Source organism: Luteimonas salinisoli, assembly GCF_013425525.1.
In the GTDB taxonomy this organism is placed as follows: domain Bacteria; phylum Pseudomonadota; class Gammaproteobacteria; order Xanthomonadales; family Xanthomonadaceae; genus Luteimonas; species Luteimonas salinisoli.
On record NZ_JACCKA010000073.1, the window covers coordinates 1 to 20,591 of the forward strand.

The 20,591-nt window shown below is 71.3% G+C and carries 18 protein-coding genes and 1 pseudogene; 6 read left to right on the forward strand and 13 right to left on the reverse strand.

Going from position 1 to position 20,591, the window contains the following annotated elements; genetic code table 11:
* The 4 genes from mrdA to H0E84_RS12320 all read right to left on the reverse strand — a co-directional run.
* The coding region (gene mrdA, locus H0E84_RS12305) for a penicillin-binding protein 2 (RefSeq protein ID WP_180678947.1) at positions 1 to 1,937 on the reverse strand (1,937 nt) is incomplete at its 3' end.
* Between the two features lies 1 nt (position 1,938).
* Complete coding sequence (gene mreD / locus H0E84_RS12310; protein ID WP_180678948.1) at positions 1,939 to 2,421, reverse strand: rod shape-determining protein MreD; 483 nt, start codon at positions 2,419 to 2,421, stop codon at positions 1,939 to 1,941.
* Positions 2,418 to 3,380 carry a rod shape-determining protein MreC gene (gene mreC / locus H0E84_RS12315; protein WP_180678949.1) on the reverse strand — a complete coding sequence of 321 codons (963 nt, stop codon included), beginning with the start codon at positions 3,378 to 3,380 and terminating at the stop codon, positions 2,418 to 2,420. The genes mreD and mreC overlap by 4 nt, the downstream gene beginning before the upstream one ends.
* A gap of 160 nt (positions 3,381 to 3,540) precedes the next feature.
* Positions 3,541 to 4,584 (reverse strand): rod shape-determining protein, encoded by a 1,044-nt coding sequence (locus H0E84_RS12320; protein ID WP_180678950.1) that lies wholly within the window; start codon positions 4,582 to 4,584, stop codon positions 3,541 to 3,543.
* A 423-nt stretch (positions 4,585 to 5,007) separates the two neighbouring features.
* On the opposite strand from H0E84_RS12320, the gene H0E84_RS12325 reads away from it, so the two are divergent.
* Positions 5,008 to 5,940 carry a carbohydrate kinase family protein gene (locus tag H0E84_RS12325; protein ID WP_180678951.1) on the forward strand — a complete coding sequence of 311 codons (933 nt, stop codon included), beginning with the start codon at positions 5,008 to 5,010 and terminating at the stop codon, positions 5,938 to 5,940.
* A 73-nt stretch (positions 5,941 to 6,013) separates the two neighbouring features.
* Here the strand turns inward: H0E84_RS12325 and H0E84_RS12330 are convergent, their stop codons facing one another.
* From H0E84_RS12330 to H0E84_RS12365, 8 genes and pseudogenes are all read right to left on the reverse strand, one after another.
* Positions 6,014 to 7,174, reverse strand: coding sequence for a TlpA disulfide reductase family protein (locus H0E84_RS12330; protein WP_180678952.1), 1,161 nt, complete (start codon positions 7,172 to 7,174; stop codon positions 6,014 to 6,016).
* A 7-nt stretch (positions 7,175 to 7,181) separates the two neighbouring features.
* A complete protein-coding gene (locus H0E84_RS12335) occupies positions 7,182 to 9,719 on the reverse strand; it encodes a TonB-dependent receptor domain-containing protein (RefSeq protein WP_180678953.1) in 2,538 nt (845 codons plus the stop codon).
* Positions 9,720 to 10,030: 311 nt separating this feature from the next.
* Positions 10,031 to 11,083, reverse strand: coding sequence for a FecR family protein (locus H0E84_RS12340; protein WP_180678954.1), 1,053 nt, complete (start codon positions 11,081 to 11,083; stop codon positions 10,031 to 10,033).
* Positions 11,080 to 11,604, reverse strand: coding sequence for an RNA polymerase sigma factor (locus tag H0E84_RS12345; RefSeq protein WP_219339726.1), 525 nt, complete (start codon positions 11,602 to 11,604; stop codon positions 11,080 to 11,082). Before H0E84_RS12345 ends, H0E84_RS12340 begins: the two co-directional genes overlap by 4 nt.
* 216 nt (positions 11,605 to 11,820) lie before the next feature.
* On the reverse strand, positions 11,821 to 12,549 hold the full coding sequence (locus H0E84_RS12350; protein WP_180678956.1) for a hypothetical protein: 729 nt from the start codon (positions 12,547 to 12,549) through the stop codon (positions 11,821 to 11,823).
* Positions 12,546 to 13,511, reverse strand: a complete 966-nt coding sequence (locus H0E84_RS12355; RefSeq protein ID WP_180678957.1) for an alpha/beta fold hydrolase — start codon at positions 13,509 to 13,511, stop codon at positions 12,546 to 12,548. Before H0E84_RS12355 ends, H0E84_RS12350 begins: the two co-directional genes overlap by 4 nt.
* Positions 13,512 to 13,589: 78 nt before the next feature.
* Positions 13,590 to 15,575: pseudogene (locus tag H0E84_RS12360) on the reverse strand (M1 family metallopeptidase); the annotation flags it as partial.
* 85 nt (positions 15,576 to 15,660) lie between these two features.
* A complete protein-coding gene (locus tag H0E84_RS12365) occupies positions 15,661 to 16,263 on the reverse strand; it encodes a TetR/AcrR family transcriptional regulator (protein ID WP_180678959.1) in 603 nt (200 codons plus the stop codon).
* Between the two features lie 100 nt (positions 16,264 to 16,363).
* On the opposite strand from H0E84_RS12365, the gene H0E84_RS12370 reads away from it, so the two are divergent.
* The 3 genes from H0E84_RS12370 (at position 16,364) to H0E84_RS12380 (ending at position 18,733) form a co-directional block, all read left to right on the forward strand.
* Entirely contained in the window at positions 16,364 to 17,104 is a 741-nt protein-coding gene (locus H0E84_RS12370; protein ID WP_180678960.1) for a 3-oxoacyl-ACP reductase family protein, read from the forward strand.
* A 68-nt stretch (positions 17,105 to 17,172) separates the two neighbouring features.
* On the forward strand, positions 17,173 to 18,378 hold the full coding sequence (locus tag H0E84_RS12375; protein ID WP_180678961.1) for an MFS transporter: 1,206 nt from the start codon (positions 17,173 to 17,175) through the stop codon (positions 18,376 to 18,378).
* A gap of 37 nt (positions 18,379 to 18,415) precedes the next feature.
* The gene (locus H0E84_RS12380; protein ID WP_180679101.1) at positions 18,416 to 18,733 is read left to right on the forward strand and encodes a DMT family transporter; all 318 of its coding nucleotides are present in this window, start codon (positions 18,416 to 18,418) and stop codon (positions 18,731 to 18,733) included.
* 10 nt (positions 18,734 to 18,743) lie between these two features.
* Here the strand turns inward: H0E84_RS12380 and ubiE are convergent, their stop codons facing one another.
* On the reverse strand, positions 18,744 to 19,502 hold the full coding sequence (ubiE, locus tag H0E84_RS12385) for a bifunctional demethylmenaquinone methyltransferase/2-methoxy-6-polyprenyl-1,4-benzoquinol methylase UbiE (RefSeq protein WP_180678962.1): 759 nt from the start codon (positions 19,500 to 19,502) through the stop codon (positions 18,744 to 18,746).
* A 113-nt stretch (positions 19,503 to 19,615) separates the two neighbouring features.
* Between ubiE and H0E84_RS12390 the strand changes: the two genes are divergently transcribed.
* Positions 19,616 to 20,104 carry a GNAT family N-acetyltransferase gene (locus H0E84_RS12390; protein WP_180678963.1) on the forward strand — a complete coding sequence of 163 codons (489 nt, stop codon included), beginning with the start codon at positions 19,616 to 19,618 and terminating at the stop codon, positions 20,102 to 20,104.
* On the forward strand, positions 20,101 to 20,553 hold the full coding sequence (locus H0E84_RS12395) for a nucleoside deaminase (RefSeq protein ID WP_180678964.1): 453 nt from the start codon (positions 20,101 to 20,103) through the stop codon (positions 20,551 to 20,553). The genes H0E84_RS12390 and H0E84_RS12395 overlap by 4 nt, the downstream gene beginning before the upstream one ends.
* The last annotated feature ends 38 nt before the right edge of the window (positions 20,554 to 20,591 follow it).

Sequence of the window (20,591 nt, forward strand, 5' to 3'; positions counted from 1 at the left end):
GCGCCCGCGTGCCCGGCCTGCGCAGCATCCCGCGCGCGCGCCACCGGGTCGCCATGCGGGCGTGCGGCCACCGCTTCGGTCTCGCCCTCCTCGAGCTCCGGCATGGTGCCGAGGATCCAGGCGTCGAAGATCCGGCGCGCGATCGGCGCGGCGGTGACGCCGCCGTAGCCGCCGTGTTCCACCACCACCGCCACCGCGATGGTCGGCGCGTCCGCCGGCGCGTAGCCGACGAACAGCGCCTGGTGGCGCAGATGGTAGGGCAGCGAGCGCGGATCGGTACGGGCGTTGCCGCGGCGGCCGACCCGCTGCGCGGTGCCGGTCTTGCCGGCCATGGTGTATTCGGCGCCGCGCGCCAGGGCGGTGGCGGTGCCGCGACCGTGGATGGTGGCGACCATGCCCTCCTGCACCGCACGCAGATGGTCGGGGCTGTCGGTGATGCGCGGCGGGCTGCCCGTGTCGGCGGCGCGCCACGGCTGGTCGTAGCCCTCGCGCATCCCGGAAACCAGCCGCAACGGGTGCAGCTCGCCGCCGTTGGCGATCGCCGCGGTGCCGCGCGCCAGCTGCAGCGCCGTGGCGATCCAGTAGCCCTGGCCGATGCCGGCGATCACGGTCTCGCCCGGATACCAGGGCTCGGGGCTGCGCCCGGCCTTCCACTGCGGCGAGGGCACCACGCCGGCGTTCTCGCCGACCAGGTCGATGCCGGTCGGCTGCCCGAAGCCGTACCGCCCCATGTACTCGGCGAAGCGCGCGATCCCCATCTCGTAGGCGAGCTTGTAGTAGTAGAAGTTGATCGAGCGCGAGATCGAGTCGCGCATGTCCACCCGGCCGGCGCCGCCCGCGGCGTCGCGGTAGCCGCGGCTCTGGCCGGGGATGAAGAACTCGCCGGTCGAGAACACCGTGTCCTCGGGCCGGCGCATGCCGCTGTCGACGCCCGCCAGCGCCACGAACGGCTTGATCGTCGACCCCGGCGGGCCGCCGCCGAGCACGTTGCGGTTGAACAGCGGCTTGGCCGGGTCGTCCATCAGCCGCCGGTAGTCGGCGTGGGAGATGCCGTTGACGAACAGGTTGGCATCGAAGCTGGGCAGGCTGACCATGCCCAGCACCTCGCCGCTGGCCGGGTCCACCGCCACGGCAGAGCCGTGCAGGCCGGCGAAGGCGCGCACCATCGCCTGCTGCAGGTGCACGTCGATGCTCAGGCGCAAGTCGGTGCCGGCGGTCGCCGGCTGCCGGCCGACGGTGTCCAGTTCGCGGCCTTCGACGTTGGTCTCGACCTGCTCGTAGCCGATCGCGCCGCGCAGCACGTCCTCGTAGGAGCGCTCCAGGCCGGTGCGGCCGGTATGCGGGAACAGCACGTGGTCGCGGCCGTAGCGGGCCACGTCGTCCTCGTCGGTGCGGCCGACGTAGCCGACCACGTGCGCGAACAGCTGCCCGTAGGGGTAACGGCGGTTGAGATAGGGCACCACCTCGACGCCGGGGAAGCGCCAGCGGTCCACCGCGAAGCGCGCCGCCTCGTGTTCCTCGACCCGCAGCTTCAGGGTGATCGGGCGGAACCCGCGGTTGACCCGGCGCTGCTCGCGGAACCTGGCGATGTCCGCAGGGGCCAGCGCGAAGATCCGCGACAGCCCGTCGATCAGGGTTTCGGTATCACCGGCATCCTCCGGGGTGACCTCGAGCCGGTAGGCCGGCACGTTGTCGGCGACGATCCGGCCCTGGCGGTCGTAGATCAGTCCGCGCCCGGGCACCACCGGCCGCAGCTTGATGCGGTTGGCCTCGGACTGGCGCGCGTAGTCGCTGTACTGCAGCACCTGCAGCCGGAAATACCAGGCCGCCAGCCCGCCCAGGGCCAGCACCACCGCGATGAAGCCGAGCAGCGCGCGCACGCGGAACTGCGCCGCCTCGGCCTTCGGGTTGCGCAGCCTGCGGGCGTGGCGGATCACCTCAGCGGGCCCGTCGGGAACGCCCGATCGCGTCGAGCAGCACGTACAGCGGCGCCCACAGCAGCATGCCCAGCACCGGCGCGAGCCAGTACATCCACGGCAGTTGCGGCTCGCCCAGGGCGACGTGGATCGCCGCGGCCACCACCCGGTCGTTGAGCAGCAGGCCGCCGATCGCCAGCGCCTGCTGGGCGATCGGGAAGAAGCGCAGCTGGTTGCGGAAACGCTGCAGGATGAAGGCCATCACCGTCAGCCGCAGCGCCTGCTCGCCGAGCAGGCCGCCGAAGGCGAGGTCGCCGATCAGCCCCACGGCGAACGCCAGGCCGAGGCCGGCGCGGTCGTGGTCCTCGATCACCCAGTACGCCACCACCAGGGCCAGCCAGTAGGGGCGGAACGGCTGCAGCCCCGGCGGCAGCGGCAGCAGCCCGAGCAGCAGCGCGACCAGCACGCTCAGCGGCAGCAGCCAGGCGCGGGCTGGCCGCTTCATGGCCGACCCTCCGGGGCTGCCGGCGGCTCGGGCAGCGCACCGCCAGCGGCGGGCTCCGCGCCGGCGTCCGCTTCCGCATCGCCCGCCGGCCCCCCCGCCCCCCGGTTGCCGATCGCCGGATCCGCGCCCTCCTGCAGCAGCAGCACATCGCGGCCGCGGTCCAGCCGCGCGGCCGGCACCACGTCGCCGACCAGGAAGGCGCGGCTGTCGTCGGGCGCGAGCGCGGCGATCCGGCCGACCGGGAAGCCGGGCGGGAAGCGCCCGCCCAGTCCAGACGTGACCAGCTCGTCGCCGACCTCGACGTCGCTCGACAGCGGTACGTTCGGCACCCGCAGCCGGTCGCTGCGCCCCTGGCCGTAGACCACCAGCCGCACCCCGGTGCGCGCCACCACCACCGGGACCGCGTGGTCGGGGTCGGTCAGCAGCAGCACCGTGGCGGTGGTGGGGGTGGTCTCGATGATCTGCCCGACCACGCCTCCGGCGTCGATCACGCACTGGCCGATGGTGACGCCCTGGCGCGCGCCGGCGCTGAGCATCACCCGCTGGCGGGTGGGATCGAGGTCGACGTCGAGGATCGGCGCCAGGCGCACATCGAGGCCGCCGCGCTCGGCCGAGCCGAGCAGGCCGCGCAGGCGCGCGTTCTCGGTGGCGGCCACCTGCAGCCGCGCCAGGCGGGCGCGGCTGACCAGCAGCTCGTTGCGCAGGCGGCGGTTGTCATCGGCCAGCAGGGCGCGGGTCACGGCGTCCTCGCGCACGTTGCGGCCCAGTCGCGACGGCAGGCCCGCCAGCCACCAGACCGGCTGCATCGCCACCGAGGCGTAGCCGCGCACGCGGTCGAGCCAGTCGCCGCGGTGGTCGGCGACGATCAGGGCGATGGCGATCGCCAGGTAGGCCAGCAGCCGCAGGGTTCCAGCGACATCGCCGGGGCGGGACGCGGCAGGACTGGCGTAGGAGGGCATTGAGGGCCGTGATTGGTGATTCGTGATTGGTATTCGTCAGGAGCAGCCGTCCGCGCGGCGGCTCACGGCGAACTCAGCTCAAGCATAGGGCTTTGCGAATCACGAATCACGAATCACGAACTACGAATCACCATCACCAATCACGAATCACCAATCCCGGCTACTCGGCGGTAAAGAACTCGTTGCCGTGCATGTCCAGCAGCTCCAGCGCGCGGCCGCCGCCGCGGGCCACGCAGGTCAGCGGGTCCTCGGCGACCTGCACGTGCAGGCCGGTCTCCTCGCTGATCAGGCGGTCGAGATCGCGCAGCAGCGCGCCGCCGCCGGTCAGCACGATGCCGCGCTCGGCGACGTCGGCGCACAGCTCCGGCGGGGTCTGCTCAAGCGCCTGCTTGATCGCCTCGACGATGCCGGCCAGCGGCTCGCGCAATGCGTCCAGCACCTCGGTGGAGCCGATCTTGATCATCTTCGGCACGCCCTCGGCCAAGTGCCGGCCCGAGACCTCCATCTCGACGTTGCGCTCCTGGGGATACGCGCAACCGATCTCCAGCTTGATCCGCTCGGCGGTGGATTCGCCGATCAGCATGCCGTGGTTGCGGCGCACGTAGTTGATGATCGACTCGTCGAAGCGGTCGCCGCCGATCCGCACCGACTGCGAGTAGACGATGCCGTTGAGCGCGATCACCGCGACCTCGGTGGTGCCGCCGCCGATATCCACCACCATCGAGCCTCGCGCCTCAGTGACCGGCATGCCGGCGCCGATCGCCGCCGCCATCGGCTCCTCGATCAGCGAGACGTCGCGGGCGCCGGCCTCCATCGCCGAGTCCTTGATCGCGCGCTTCTCCACCTGGGTCGAGCCGCAGGGCACGCAGATCAGCACCCGCGGGCTGGGCCGCAGGAACCGCGACTTGTGGACCTTGCGGATGAAGTGCTTGAGCATCTCCTCGGTGTAGGTGAAGTCGGCGATCACCCCGTCCTTCATCGGCCGGTGGGTGGTGATGTTGCCGGGGGTGCGGCCGAGCATCTGCTTGGCCTCGCTGCCGACCGCGGCCACCGCCTTGTGGCCGCCGGCGCGGTCCTGGCGCACCGCCACCACCGAAGGCTCGTTGAGCACGATTCCCTGCCCGCGGACGAAGATGAGGGTATTGGCCGTGCCCAGGTCGATGGACAGGTCGTTGGAGAACAGGCCGCGGAACTTCTTGAACATCTGGGATCGGGGTCCGTCAGGGGCCGGCGCCGAGCGCGCCATGCAAGGGGTAAAGGGGCGACAAGCCTAGCAAAAAGGCACTGGGCGTGGTGGCGGATGCAGCAGCAGGGGCACGGGGCTCGGCCGCAGGCGGGCCGGGCGGCGACCCGGGTCATGGCCCGCGCGGCGGGGGGCGGCTCCGACCTCCACGCCCGGGCGGGAGAGATCCCGTGGAAGCGGCGGAAGTCGCGGCGCCCGGCTCGGCGGAAATCGCGACTCCGTCGCCCTCCACAGCGACCGGCGCGGGCGCCCCCCCCGCCCCCATTCCAGGGCTACCTGGTGCGGCCGCCGGCAAGCGCGCCACGATCCGCCCGCGGATCGTCTGGCCTCGGCCGCCTCCGGCCGCTACCCTAGCGATCTTTTGTGCAGCCCGAGCCCTAGCCGATGTCCGTCCTGATCTGCGGTTCCCTGGCCTACGACACCATCATGGTGTTCCCCGACCAGTTCAAGAACCACATCCTCCCGGACAAGGTCCATATTCTCAACGTCTCGTTCCTGGTGCCGCGGATGCGTCGCGAGTTCGGGGGCTGCGCCGGCAATATCGCCTATAACCTCAAGCTGCTCGGCGGCGAGCCCATCCCGATGGCTACCGTCGGCCAGGATTTCGGCCCCTACCGGGAATGGTTCGAGGAGATGGAGATCCGCCTGGACCAGGTGAAGGTGATCGAAGAGCTGTTCACCCCGCAGGCGTTCATCACCACCGACCACGACAACAACCAGATCACCGCCTTCCATCCCGGGGCGATGATGCGCAGCTACGAAAACCACGTGAAGCAGGTGGAGGGCGTGAAGTTCGGCATCGTCAGCCCGGACGGGCGCGAGGGCATGCTGCAGAACGCCGAGGAATTCGCCGAGGCCGGCATCCCCTTCATCTTCGACCCCGGCCAGGCCATGCCGCTGTTCAACGGCGACGAGCTGCGTGCGTTCATCGACAAGGCCGACTACGTCACCGTCAACGACTACGAGTCCAACCTGCTGCAGGAGCGCACCGGCTGGAGCGAGGAACAGATCGCCGGCAAGGTGAAGGCCTACATCGCCACCCGCGGCCCCAAGGGCGCGATCATCCGCGCCGGCGACAAGGTCTACGACATCCCGCCCGCGCACGAGCGCCGGGTCACCGACCCCACCGGCTGCGGCGATGCCTTCCGCGCCGGGCTGATCTTCGGCATCACCGGCGGCTACGACTGGATGACCACCGGCCGCATCGGCAACCTGATGGGGGCGCTGAAGGTGGAGCACCCCGGCACCCAGAACCAGCGCTTCGACTACGACGACTTCGCCGGCCAGTTCCGCCAGCAGTTCGGCTACGCGCTGTAGGAGCCGGAAGCCACCACGGCCAGCCATGCACCACGGGTGCATGGTCCGCTCGCGTGGGGCGCCGCAATCAGCTTCACCTTTCCCGGCCTTCGCGCCTGTAGTGGGCCAGCGTCCGTTCCAGCTCCTCGGCCGTCTCGGCCGGCATCTCGCCGATTTCGCGTCCCAGCTCGATCGCGCGCTCCTGCGCTGCGATCGCCCGGTCGAGGTCGCCGAGCCGGTATCGCGCCTGCGCGAGCGCGAGCCAGTCCAGCATGCCGTCCGGATCGCCGGCCAGCGACGCCTGCAGGTAGTCGACCGCACGCTCGTATGCCTGGCCGGACAGGCCCTGCTCCCGCGCGATCGTCCGGCCGACCGTCCCCGAGGCCCGGGGCGCGGGAGCGGCGTCGGCGATTTCGCCGGCCCTTGCCTGCCGCACATGGCGATCGGCGAACGCCAGGGCCTCGCCCTCGTCGACATGCAGCATGGCCGCCAGCCGTTCCGCGAAGAGCCTGGCTTCGTACCGCGAATCGTGCGCCACGATCCTGTCCGCCTCGGCCAGTACCCCGCGATGATCTCCCCGGTCGCGCGCCTGGTGCAACGGCGCCAGCAAGGCCCGGTCCTTCAGGTACCACCGGGTCTGCTCGTTCACCTGCGCCTGCACGCTCCGCGCCGCTGCGAGGTCGCTGGTCCCCGCGAGCGCATCTTCGAGCGCCTGCTCGAAGGTGTAGGAGGCCTGCTGGTCGAGCGGGAAACCGACGTAGGCCAGCCTCCCGTCCCGGCCGATGATGAAGGCGGTGGGAATGGCGTAGGTGCCCGCGGCGGACATCCAGGCCTCGAACATGGTTTTCCGCTCCGGATCGTCCATCGCCACGATGTAGTCCATCTGGTCGCCCCGGCGCTCCACGAGGTCCGCCACCGCCCCTGCATCGGCCTCGCCGTGCTCGGCCTCGCGGACGTTGACGCCGACCACCGTCAGCCTGCCCGCGTGCCTGCGGGCCAGCTCGCTCAACTGCGCCATCGATTCCCGGGAGGCCCCGCACCAGGTCGCGAAGAACTTGACCACGTAGACGTGCCCGGGCCTGAATTCGACGACCGGCCCGCCCTTGATCCAGGCGGCCATCGGCGCCAGCGCCGGCGGGCTGTCGCCGACGACGAAGGTCGGCGCGGCCGCCGCGGCGGCCGCGGGCGGCGCCCAGCCGGACAGTGCCAGGCATGCGGCCAGGCCCAGCGCGTACCACAGGCTCCTCGCGTCCATCGCCCGCCTACCAGCGCTTGGCGACCTGCAGGGAGACCATGCGGCCCAGAGGGCTCGCGTTGGCAGCGTCATAGTTGGATCCTCCGCCTCCGAACTCGACGTAGGGCGGCTGTTCGTCGAGCAGGTTGGTCGCGGTGAACGACAGGGACAGGCCGTCCGTCAGCCCTCTCGCGTCCGCGTCGAACGTGTAGCGGGCGACGAGATCGACCGTGACATAGGCATCGACGGGACGGTCAACCAGCCCCGAGGTGTCGGTGTAGGAATGGGTGTAGTTGACGTGCACATCGCTCGAAAGGCCGTCGCGCGACCAGGACAACAGCCCCCTGGCGCGCAGCTTCGGCGGGTTCGCGAACGTTCCCGCCAGGTCGTAGGGGAGCGCGGAGGGCGAGACGCGGTTGAGCATTCGGCGGATGTAGTTGGCGTTCAACCCGACTTCGAACCGGTTGTCGCCGCGGCGGAACGGGTAGTCGATGCCCAGGTCGAAGCCGCTGACATCGACGCGGTCGGCGTTGGTCCACAGGTAGCTGTACGCGGCGGTGGCCTGGCTCAGCGGATCCGGCCCGAACAACCCCGAAGTGGCGTCCACCAGGAAGACCCCGCGGGCGACGCGTTCCTCGACCAGCGCGCGCAACTCCGCAGGCGAATCGTAGAAGCGCACGAAGGACTGCAGTTCTGGATTGCTCAGCGCGCCCCGGTCGAACGGGGGAAGGATGATGCGGTCGGAGTAGGCGATGTCGTAGTAGGTCAGCGCGACCGCGAGGCCCGGTGCGGACGGCGGTTTCCAGTCGAGTCCGAAGGTCCAGTTGTCCGACTCCTCGGGGCGCAGGTCCTCCGAACCCAGCCACATCACCACGGGCACCAGGTCGGTTCCGTCGGCCGCGTAGAACGGCAGGATCTCGATCCCGAAGAGTCCCTGCTCGCCGAAGCGGGCCTCCTCGCCGATCGAAGGCGCCCGGAACGAGGTGCTGTAGCTCGAGCGCAGGGTCAGCCCGGAGATGGGCGACCACGACAGCCCGATCCGCGGGTTGCGGGTGCTGCCGAAGTCGGAATAGTCGTCGTAGCGCCCGGCGATGGACAGGTCCAGGCGGCGGATGCCGGGGATCGCGTTGTCGCTGCCCACCAGCGGCAGGTGGAGCTCGGCGAACCCGGCGACGCTGTCGCGGCCCAGCGCCTGGTACAGATCGTAGAAATCGATCCGCCGGGAGTACTTCTCCTCCTTGTACGAGACACCCAGGGCGAGCTTGGCCGGCCCGGCCGGAAGGTCGAACACGGAACCGGTGGCCCGCAGCTCGGCGCCCCACTGGTCCTGGGTCCGCAGCTGGGCATAGTCGAAATTCGGCGCCCCATCCGGCGTATAGGCGAACAGGCGGTTCCTGGCGTCCTCGTCGCTGGCGAAAGCGTCCACCGAGAACGTCCAGTCGCCGAATGCCCGGTACTCGAGCCCCAGGGCCGCGTTCCTGCGCGTGGGCCTGATGAAACTCTCGCTGCGGGCGACGCCGGTGGACACCGAATAGCGCTCGGCCTCGGAATACTGGATGTCGGCCTGCAGCGACAGCGCCTCGCCGATGCGCTGGCGGCCCGAGAACACGAGGCTGGTCAGCCTGTTGGAAGGAAATATCGAGGTCGGCGGGGGCACGTTGGCGGTGAAGCCGCGCTCGCTCGCGAGCAGATGGCCCTGGTGCAGGTATTCCGCGCCCAGCATCATGCTGCCGCCGCTCCACTGCCAGCCGTGATTGTGCGAGAGGCGATATTCGTCGCGCCCGCCTTCGGTGGTGAACCCATAGCTCGCCCGCGTCTCCGCGCCGTCGTAGTCCGACTTCAGGATCACGTTCACCACCCCGGCGACCGCATCGGCGCCATAGATGGCCGAGGCGCCGTCGGTGAGGACTTCGATGCGCTCGATGGCGTCGATCGGGATCATCGAGATATCGGTGAAGGTGCCGGCCGACGACGCCGCGACGCGCCGGCCGTTGATCAGCAGCAGCGTCGCCCTCGACCCCAGGCCGCGCAGGTTGACGCCGGAGCCGGCCGTGGCGTTGAAGCCGCGCTGCGAGCCGACGCTCATGTTGACGTCGGCCGATGCGCCCGCCTCCCCGCCGCGGAAGTTCTGCGGCAAGGACTGCATCAGCTGCTCGGTGCTGGAATAGCCGCTCGCGCGGATGTCCTCGGCGTCCAGGATCAGCACCGGGGCGCCGGCGGGGGCCACGTCGTGGATGTTGGTCCCCGTCACCACGATGGTCTCCCACTGCGCAACCCGGCCGGAGGCCGCCGGCGGCGGCTGCGCCGGCCCCACCATCCACACCCCGCGGACACCACGAGTGAAGACGGCGCCGGAGCCTTCCAGCAGCCGCCGCAGCGCCTCCTCCGGGAGATAGTCGCCGGACAGCCCGCTGCTGGTCTTCCCCGCCAATGCGGCGCCGTCGAAGGACACCTGTTGCCGCGAGGCGCGCGCGAAGGCCTGCAGGGCATCGCCCAGCGGCTGGGCGGGGATGTCAAACCGGTAGGCGACTTCTTCCGCCCGGGGCGCCGCTAGGTCCTCCGCCACCTGCGCATTCGCCGCGCCCGCCGATCCGAGCGCGACCAGCACGACGGCGGCAAGCGCGCCGGGCGCGAACCGGCCGGACGGTCCGGCGATCGTGCGGCCTTTCCCTGGACATTGGCGATGGCGCTCTCTCGTCATTGCGATGACCACTCGATGATCCGGAACGATGGGTAAGACGCACCAGGAAGAAAAGTCCGTCAGCCGCACGCGCCCGGTGCCCGCGTCCGCGCCCCTTCGTGCGTGCGATGCGGCGGGCGCTGGCCGTCGCTCTACGGACGCCGACAGGCCTCGATCCGTACGTCGGCCGCGCCTGGTCAGCGGGCGCTGACGAAGGTCAACCTGCCGTCGCTCTCGATCACGCGCACCGGGAAGATGCCGGTGACGCCCTCGACGAACGCGGCGGTATCGCCCGCCACGAACGCGCCGCTGACGCGGATCCGCCCGGCACCGGGATCGCCGATGGCGAGCGGGACCTCGGCGTAGCGGTTCATCCGCTCCACCGCCGACGACAAGGGCTCGTCGTTGAAGGCGAGCTGCCCGGCTTCCCACGCCAGCGAACGTACGGGGTCGGCGGCTTTCACCAGCGCCCGATCGGCGGCGATCCCGGCGACGAGCTCGGTCCCGGGCGTGAGCGCGCCGGCCGCCGCGCCGGCCGGCGTTTCCGGCTCCGGCGTCAATGACACCGGCCGCAGCGCACCGCCCCGCTCCCCGCCCAGCACTTCAACGCTCCCCTCGTACAGGATCACGTGCACCTGGGTGGCCAGCAATTCCACGCTGAACTCGGTGCCGGTCGCCACCACCGTCTTGTCCGCCACGCCGACGCTGAAGGGCCGCAGCGGATCCCGGGCCACCTGGAACTTGGCGCGGCCGCGCCTGAGCCGCAATACCCGGCGATCGCCGGTATAGCGCACGTCGACGCGGCTCTGGGCATCGAGCGACAGTCTGGAACCGTCCGCCAGGACGACGACCTGCCGTTCGCCCAGCCCGGTCTGGTAGGCGCTCGGCACCAACCGGAGCCACGCCCCCGTTCCGATCGCCAAGAGCGCCAGAACGGCGGCGACGGCCGCCAGCGTTCGCCGGCTGCGCGAGGCGCCGCGACTCCACTGCGCCGCGTGGCCGCGGCGGAAGGCATCCAGTGCGCTGCGCCGCATGGCGATCAGCGCGGGCGACTGGTGGGTCTGCTCCAGCGACTGCCACGTGCACGCGACGTCGTCGAACGCCCGCGCATTGGCCGGATCGGCCGCCAGCCAGGCATCGAACCGCGCGCGCACCTCGGGCGACAGGCTGCCCTCGGCCAGGCGCAGGCACCAGGCGCTGGCCTGCTCGACGCGATCGGCACCGGGCGGGAGCGTCGACGGGGGGCTCATCCGCTTCCCCTCACGCGGCGGGTCAGGTGCGCCATGACGCGGGTCAGTTCGCGCTCCACGGTGCTGAGCGAGATCTCGAAGGCCTGGGCGATGTCGCGCTTGTCCACGTTCTCGAGCCGATAGAGGATGAAGATCGTCCGGGCACGGCCGGGCAGTTCGCCCAGCGCCGCCGCCAGCCCCGCCAGCGATTCGCGGTCGGCGGCGACCCGGAGCGGGTCGAGCAGATCGACACCGGCATCCGCGGCCACCATCGCCTCGGCCCGGTAGTCGAACCGCACCTTCTCGCGGCGGCTGCGATCGCGCAGCAGATTGGCGGCCATCTGGAAGATGTAGGCCTCCGCCGACTGCACCCGCGCCGCATCCACGCCGGCCAACCGGATGAACACCTCCTGGGTCAGGTCCTCGGCCTCGGCGTGGTTGCCCAGGCGACGCAGGAAGAACGCCATCAGGCCGGGCCGGAAGCGCCGGTTCAGCTGTTCGAACGCCTGCTCGGATTCGGTTCGCGGACTCGTGCCGGACACGGGCACTCCCTGGACTCCCCCTGTAAGACGCACCAGCGTCCGGAATCGGTCACGCTGCGCCCGCCGGCGGGCCATCGGGACCGACCGCCGGTCCGTGCGCCTCCGCGCCGTCGCCGTGCCAACGCCCGGGCTTCCGGCGCGTTTCCGGCCATGCGCCGAGGCTCCACGTCACGGCGGCCGGCCGCTGGCGCGGCCGTCGCTGTCGCGATCCCGGCATCAATCCCAGCCGGGCATCCGGGCGCGGTCCAGGCCGGCGACCTCGAACACCGCGGTGCGGGTGCCACCGGCCTTGACCGGGAACTCGATCGACAGCGTCTTCGCGCCCTCGGTCATCCGCCATAGCGCCGCCTCGTCCTCGATGAACATGGCGATCGCCTCGTCGGTGACCGGGCGGTTGGCGGCCATGCGCCGGGGCTCGCCATCGTCGACGCTCACCGGCACGCGGCAGGCGCGGCCGCAGGCGAAGTCGCCGGCCTGCAGTACCAGATAGCTGCTGCGGCCCCAGGACGGGTGGTCGCGGAAGATCAGCCGCACCTGTTTCGCGCCGCTGCCGTCGGTGTCGACATCGTCGCGGGCGAAGATCGCGGCCGAGCGCTGCTGTCCGCCTTTCACTTCCTGCACGTTGTACTGCCACAGCGCGGCGGCGCGTGCGTCCTCGCGGATCGCGTCGGCCTTCGCCTTCACCGCGTCGAACTCGCCGCGCACGCGCGCGGCGACCTCGGTGTCCGGCCAGCGCGCCAGCAGCACGTCGGCCTGGGCCTTCGCCAGTGCCCAGTTCTCCTCGGCCACCGCCGCATCGAAGCCGGCGGCGGCCTCGCCGGCGGCGCGCTCGGCGGCGGCGGCCTGGGCCTCGGCGCGTGCCTGCGCCTCGGCTTCGGGATCGCTGCAGGCGCCCAGCGCCAGCGTCGACAGCAGCAGTGCAAGGGCCAGGGTACGCGGAATCATGCGGGTGCCTCCTCGATCAGGGCCGTCACCGCGGCGGCGACGGCGTCGGGTTGTTCCATCAGGGTCATGTGGCCGCTGTCCTCGAGCAACAGCCGGCGCGCCTGCGGAATGCGCGCGCCGAACATCTCCAGGGCGCTGGGATCGATCACCCGGTCGTGCGCGCCCCAGACCAGCAGCGTCGGCTGGCGGATCCGCGCCGCCTCTTCGCCGGGCAGGAAGCGCTCCGGGCCACGGCCGATGCGGTCGAGCACCGACTGTTCGAACCCGCCCTGGCGGCGGCGGAAGGCGATCACCGCATGCGCCGCGGGCCACGGGATCGGCGGCCGCGCCGCGCGCTGGTGGAACAGCAGCGAAAGATAGCGCTCCAGCGAATCGGCATCCTCGACGCCGAACGGATTGCCGCCGTCGAGCACCTCGAGCCCGAAACGGTTCTCGCCGAACTCGACGCCCGAGGCGTTGAGCAGCACCAGGCGTTCGACCAGTTCCGGATACCGCGCCGCCGCCACCGCGGCGATGCCGCCTCCCATCGAGTGGCCCAGCAGCACCACCGGCCCGCCGGCGACCGCACGGATGAAGCCGACCGCCATCTCGGCCTCGGCGGCGTAGCCGTGGTCGCCGTCGCCGCGGCGCTGGCTGTCGCCCCAGCCGGGCAGGTCCGGGATCAGCAGCCGGTAGCGGCCGCGCAGCCGCGCAGCCAGCCGGTACCAGTTCTCCTTGCTGCCGGTGTAGCCGTGCAGCATCACCAGGCTAGGCGCACCGGGCCGGGCGGCATCGCGCTCGGCCCAGGTCCAGCGCAGGCCGTCGATCGTGCGTCGCCGCCGGCGCAGGCCCAGCGCACGGCGCTGACGCGCGTACTCGGCGCGTACCAGCCGCCAGGGATCGCGCCACAGCGCGATCGCCGTGGCGAGGGCCGCGGCCAGCGCCGCGGCGGCCCCCGCGGTCGCGACCGTCGCCGTGCCCATGCCTCAACCGGCCGGCGTCGGCGTTTCGGCCGGCGGCGCATCGGGGTCGGTGCCGGTCCTGCCGTCGGCACCGGTTTCCGGGATGTCCGGCTCGGCGGGCGCGGCGGGCGTCACCCGCGAGCCGGGCGGCGGGCTCGCCTCGTCCAGGGCCTTCTCCGCCGAAGCGGTGGTGATCGGGTGGTAGCCGGGCCGCGCCAGCCGCAGGGCGCTGCGCGCCAGCGCCAGGCCCTCCTCGGTCGTCGCCAGCGCCTCGTACACCGGCATGATCAGCTTGCGCCGCCCGATCCGCTGCAGGAACTCGTTCATCGGCTCGAAGGCGATGGCATAGCCGCTGCGCACCGCCAGCGGGTACCAGCGCATCGCCAGCTCGCCGTTGGACGTGCCGGTGAACCCATAGGCGGTGTCGAGCTGCGACATCTGCTCCAGGGTCAGGGTGTCCGGCATGCCCTCGAGGAAGTGGATCCACTCCTGGGTGGTCCAGTCGGCGGTCATCGCCTGCGGCGGCAGCTGGGCGCTGCCCAGCCAGGCCAGCCGCGCCGAGTCCACCAGTCCCAGCCGCGGCGACAGCGCCATCGGCGCGGAGGCCGGGATGCCGGGCGCGTAGAGCCATTCCTCGATCTCCGCCTTCGTCACCGCGTCGGGCTTCTTCGGCAGCAGCTCCGCCTCCAGGTGCTCGACGAAGGTGGCGGTGGAGATGCTCTGGAAGGCGAATGCGTCGAAGTAGCCGCGCAGGAAGGCATCGAGGGTGTCGCGGCCGAAGCGTTCCTCCAGGAACTGCAGGAACCAGGCGCCCTTGTCGTAGGCCACGGCGCCGAAGGTGTCGTCCGGGTCGCGCGCGTCGCCCGGCCGCACCGCCAGCACCTGCAGCTGCGCGGGCGTGTCGGCCAGGGCCTTCTGCAGGCCGTCGCGCGCGATCACGTATTCCATGTCGGCGACCTCCCTGCCGTACAGTGCCTCGACGATGCGGTTCTCCACGTACGAGGTGAAACCCTCGTTGAGCCACATGTCCTTCCAGCTGGCGTTGGTGACCAGGTTGCCCGACCAGCTGTGCGCCAGCTCGTGGGCGATCAGCGACACCAGCGACTTGTCGCCGACGATCACCGTCGGGGTGATGAACGACAGCCGCGGGTTCTCCATCCCGCCGTAGGGGAACGAGGGCGGCAGGATCAGCAGATCGTAGCGCTCCCAGCGGTACGGGCCGTACAGCCGCTCGGCGGTGACGATCATCTCCTCGGTGTCGGCGAACTCCTCCACCGCGGCGTCCACGGTGGCCGGCTCGGCCCACACGCCCGAGCGCGTCGAGATCGGCTTGAACACCAGGTCGCCCGCGGCGATCGCCATCAGATAGGACGGGATCTTCTGCGGCATGCTGAAGCGGTACTCGCCGTCGCGCACCGCATCGGGGTCGTTGTCGGCACTCATCAGCACCATCACGTCAGGTCGCGAGCGCACGGTGGCGCCGTAGGTGTAGCGCACCGACGGCGAGTCCTGCAGCGGCACCCAGCTGCGCGCATGGATCGCCTGCGACTGGCTGAACATGAAGGGCAGCTCGCCGCCCGCGGTCATCGACGGCTCCAGCCACTGCAGGCCGGAGGCGTTCGGCGAGGTGCGATAGGCCACGCGCACCCTGGCATTGCGCTCCGGGGTCGAGATCACCAGGCGGCTGCCGAAACGCTCGTCCGCCGGATCGAGGGCGTGCTGCAGCGGCTGCCAGGCGCCGTCGGTCTCGCCCTCGACGCGCTCGATGGCGAGGTCGCGGGTATCCAGCACCAGTTCGCCGGCGCCGTCGTCCTTCCACTCCAGGGTGTAGGTGGCGGTACCGGCCAGGGTCCTGGTTTCAAAGTCGAGATCGAGATCGAGGGCGAGATCGGCGATGACCACCTTGTCGGGTTCCGCGTAGGAATGCTCGTCGCGGTCTTCTGCTGCCACGGGGGCCTCCCGGCTGGCGATCGGAGTGGACGTTTCGGGCGTGGGTTCGCGCTGGCAGCCGACGGCGAGCAGGGCCAGCAGCGACAGCACCGCCAGGGGGAACAGGCGGCCGGATCGGGTCGGGGGAACGCGCATGTCAGGGCAAATCCTCGGCGGATCGGGCCTGCGAGTCTAACGTTCCGGGGCGGCGCCCGGGGTGCCCGGAACCCGCTGGTGCCCGCTATCGACCCGCGACGGCGTCCCAGGCGTGCATCGCGTGGTCGATGATCCGCTGCAGCCGCCGCCGCGAAACGCCCGCACGCGCCTGCAGCGACAGCCCCTGCAGCAACGCATCGTAGTAGCCGGCCAGGGCGCCGACGTCGGTCTCGCCCGGGAGTTCGCCCTCGGCCACCGCGCGCCGTATCCGCCGCAGCAGCGCTTCGGACACCGCGCGCTGGCTGGCGGCCAGGCGGGCGCGTACGGAAGTGTGCTCCGGGGCGCAGTTGACCGCGGCGGTCACCACCAGGCAACCGCGCGGCGTGGCCGGGTCGCAGTAGGCATCGGCGTTGTCGCGCAGCACCGCCTCGACCGCGGCGCGCGCAGTCGGCCGGTCGCGCAGCGCCCGGGCGGTGGCGTTCTCCTCGCGTTCGTAGCGCGCCACCGCCTCGGCGAACAGCGTCTCCTTGTCGCCGAAGGCCGAGTACAGGCTTGGCCGGTTGATGCTCATCGCCCGGGTCAGTTCGCCGATCGAGGCGCCCTCGTAGCCGCGCTCCCAGAACACGTGCATCGCCGCGCGCAGTGCGTCGTCGCGATCGAAGCCGCGCGGGCGGCCCCTGACATTCATGGAACACACATTTTCATACCGATTGGAACATAACTCCCTTGACCCGCGGAATCAAGCGGGCATGATTTACCTACCACAAGGTACATAAAAGGAAAACAACATGGCGGATTTGATCGGCAAGGTCGCGCTGGTGACCGGCGGCAGCCGCGGCATCGGCGCGGCCATCGCCAAGCGGCTGGCGCGCGAAGGCGCGGATGTCGCACTGACCTACGTCAGCTCGGCCAAGGGCGCCAGCGCAGTCGTCGCGGCGATCGAGGCCAACGGCCGCAGGGCGCTGGCGATCGCCGCCGACAGCGCCGATCCGCAGGCCGTGGCGGCGGCGGTCGAGCGCACCGTGGCCGAGTTCGGGCGGATCGATATCCTGGTCAACAACGCCGGCATCTTTCCGTACGAGCCGCTGGAGGCGGTGACCCTGGATAGCTTCGACCGCACCATGGCGATCCACGTGCGCGCCGCGTTCGTCGCCGCACAGGCGGCAGCGCGACACATGGGCACGGGCGGGCGGATCATCAATATCGGCAGTTGCCTGGCCGACCGCACGGGCGGCCCCAACATGACCGTCTACGCAGCCAGCAAGGCGGCGCTGACCGGGTTGAGCAAGGGACTGGCGCAGGATCTCGGGCCGCGTGGGATCACCGCCAACGTCGTCCATCCCGGCCCGACCGATACCGACATGAACCCGGCGCAGGCGGAAGGCGCGGACCTGCAGCGGCAAGGTCTGCCGCTGGGCCGGTTCGGGGACGCCGACGACGTCGCGGCGACGGTCGCGCACCTGGCGGGCCAGGGTGGACGCTTCATTACCGGTGCGGCGATCGCGGTGGATGGCGGCTTCGCTGCGTGAATGGAACGCCGCGGCCGCAGCCGACATCCGCGGTTGCCGCGTCGGCATCGCGGACTCCGGTCGTCGCGATGCTCGCGTTCGCCGCCATGGTGGCCGTGACCACCGAATTCATCGTGGTGGGACTGCTGCCGCAAATGGCGCGCGATCTCGGCCTGCCGATCGCTTCGGCCGGCACGCTGGTCTCGGGGTTCGCGCTGGCCGCGGCGCTGTTCGGCGCGCCGCTGACCCTGCTGGGCGCCAGGCTGGCGCCGCATCGGGTCCTGGCCACGGTGATGCTGTGCTTCGCGGCCGGCAACCTGGCGATCGCGATCTGGCCGGGCTACCCACTCGTGCTCGCGGTGCGCGTGGTCGAGGGGGCGGGCCTGCCGGTACTGATCAGCGTGGGCAGCGCCGCGGCGGCGCGGTTGGCCGCCGCGGGACAGGCCGGCCGGGCGGTGGCCGGCCTCTACTTCGGCGTGGCGGCGGCGATCGCGCTGGCGATTCCCGCAGGCGTGCTACTCGCCGACTGCATCGGATGGCGCGGCAGCTTCGCCGCGCTGGCGCTGGCGGCGGCCGGGGCCGCGGCATGGCTGGTTACGGCGTTCCCACGGCTGCAGGCCTCCGCGTCGGGCCCGATCCTGGCGCAGGCGGCGATCCTGCGGCAAAGCCGGTTCGCGCTTCATCTGCTGCTGTCCGCATGCCTGACCGCCGCGACCTTCTCGGCCTACTCCTATCTCGCGGCCTGGCTGCACGTAGTCGCCGGCTACGGCAGCGCCGGCATCGCCCTCGCGTTGATGGGATTCGGAGCGATGGGCGTTCCCGGCACCTGGATCGCAGGACGCCTGGCCGAGCGCGGGCCGGTCGCCGCCAGCCTCGGCGCGGCGCTGCTGCTCGTGCCCATCCTCGCCGGCCTGACGCTGGCGGGCCCCGACCCCCGGCTGCTCGCGCCGCTCCTGGCCGCCTGGGGGATGACGCAGGCCGCGGTGCTGTTGCTGTGCCAGGTGCGGACGATGCTGGCGGCTCCGGCGGCGCCGGCCTTCGCCGGCGCGCTCAACCTGTCGGCGTGCAACCTTGGCATCGCCGCCGGCGCGATCGCCGGCGGCTGGACGATCACGCGATTCGGCATCGGCGCCCTCGGGCTCACCGCGGCGGCACTGGCGTGCTGCGCGGTCGCGGTAGCCGTCCTGCTGCCCTTCGGCGGGTCGAATGAAACCGCACGATCTGCACGGCACCCGCCCGGCGCCCGAATACACTGGGGTGGTCGCGCCCGCACTCGGCAACTGCCCTCCCAATAGAAACGAGCGACCCATGCATACGCCGTCGACCACCACGCTGGCCTGGATCCTGTTGATCGTCGCCGGGTTGCTCGAGATCGTCTGGGCGATCGCACTCAAGCAAAGCGATGGATTCACCCGGCTCTGGCCCAGCGTGCTCGGGCTGGTCACCGCGGCGATCAGCTTCGTCATGCTCACCCTGGCACTGAAGGACCTGCCTGCCGGCACCGCCTACGCGATCTGGGTGGGCATCGGCGCGCTCGGCGTGGCGGCGGTCGGCATCCTCGCGCTGGGCGAGAGCGCCTCGCCGCTGCGCCTCGCCTGCCTGCTGCTGATCCTGCTCGGCGTCGTCGGCCTCAGGCTGGTCGAAGGCTGAGTTTCGGCCCTCAGGCCTTGTAGCCGTCGTGGATCGCGACGATGCCGCCGGTGAGGTTGCGGTAGCCGCAGCGGGCGAACCCGGCCGCTTCCATCATCGACTTCAGCTCGTCCTGCGGCGGATGCCTGCGGATCGATTCGGCCAGGTAGCGGTAGCTGTCGGCATCGCTGGCGAACAGCGCGCCCAGCCGCGGCAGCACCTGGAAGGAGTGGAAGTCGTAGACGGGCCGGAACCAGTCCGCCCGCACCCGCGAGAACTCCAGCACTCGCGCCTGCCCGCCCACCTTGAGCACCCGCAGCATCTCGCGCAGCGCGGCGTCCTTGTCGGTGACGTTGCGCAGGCCGAATGCGATCGTGACCAGGTCGAAGCTGGCATCGGGGAACGGCAGGGTCTCGGCGTTGCACTGCACGTAGTCGAAGCCGCGCACCAGGCCGCGGTCGGTCATGCGGTCGCGGCCGGTGCGCAGCATGGCGCCGTTGATGTCGCCCAGCACCAGCGCGCCGTCCTCGCCGACCCGCTCGCGCAGCAGCGCGGCGATGTCGCCGGTGCCGCCTGCCAGGTCCAGCACCCGGTCGCCGCGTTTGGCCTGCGCGGTGGCGACGAAGTAGCGCTTCCAGACCCGATGGATGCCCAGGCTCATCAGATCGTTCATCAGGTCGTAGCTGCCGGCCACCGAGGAGAACACTTCGCCCACCAGCTTCTGCTTCTCGGCCGCGGGGACCTCGCGGTAGCCGAAATGGGTGGTGCCGGTCTTGTCGGATGCGCTCATGGGCGGATTATCGCATCACGGGTCCGGCCGCGCCGGCGCGCGGCGCCGGACGCTCGGCGTCCAGCGCCGAGACGGAGCGCTCGCCAGCCGCCGGCGGCTGGCATCATGCGCGCATGGACCCGTCGCCCTCCCTGCGCTGGCAGACCCGGCGCTTTCGCGAACTCGACCTCGATGCGCTGTATGCCGTGCTGCGCCTGCGCGCCGAGGTGTTCGTGGTCGAGCAGCGCTGCGCCTATCTCGACCCCGACGGCAAGGACCGCCATCCCGACGCCCTGCATCTGCTGGGACTGGCGGCCGACGGCGCCCTGGCGGCCTATCTGCGCATCCTGCCGGCGGGCGTGTCGTACCCCGAGCCCAGCATCGGCCGGGTGGTCACCGCGCCCGGCCATCGCGGCCGCGGCCTGGGCGACCCGCTGCTGCGCGAGGCCCTGCGCGAAATCGAACGCCGCTGGCCGGGCACGGACGTGCGGATCGGCGCGCAGGCGCACCTGGGCGACTATTACGGCCGCCACGGCTTCGTGGCGGATTCCGAACCGTATCTGGAAGACGGCATCGCGCACATCGACATGATGCGCCGCGCCGGTGGAGAATCGAGTCCATGAACGCGCCCGACTACGCCGCGATGCTCGAGGTCGCCATCGCCGAGGCCCGCCAGGGCCTGGCCGAGGGCGGCATCCCGATCGGCGCCGCCCTGTTCCATCGCGACGGCCGCCTGCTCGGCCGTGGCCGCAACCGCCGCGTGCAGGAGAGCGACCCGTCGGTGCACGGCGAGACCGACGCTTTCCGCAAGGCCGGCCGCCAGCGCAGCTACCGCGACACCATCATGGTGACCACCCTGGCGCCGTGCTGGTACTGCAGCGGCCTGGTCCGGCAATTCGGCATCGGCACCGTGGTGATGGGCGAATCGGTGAACTTCCAGGGCGGGGCGGACTGGCTGCGCGAGCACGGGATCGACGTGGTCGACCTCGACGACGGAACCTGCATCCGCATGCTCGGCGACTGGATCGCCGCCCACCCCGAGGTGTGGAACGAGGACATCGGCGAGGACTGAGGCGCTGCGGCGCCCGGTCCTCGTTTGCAATCCGCTTC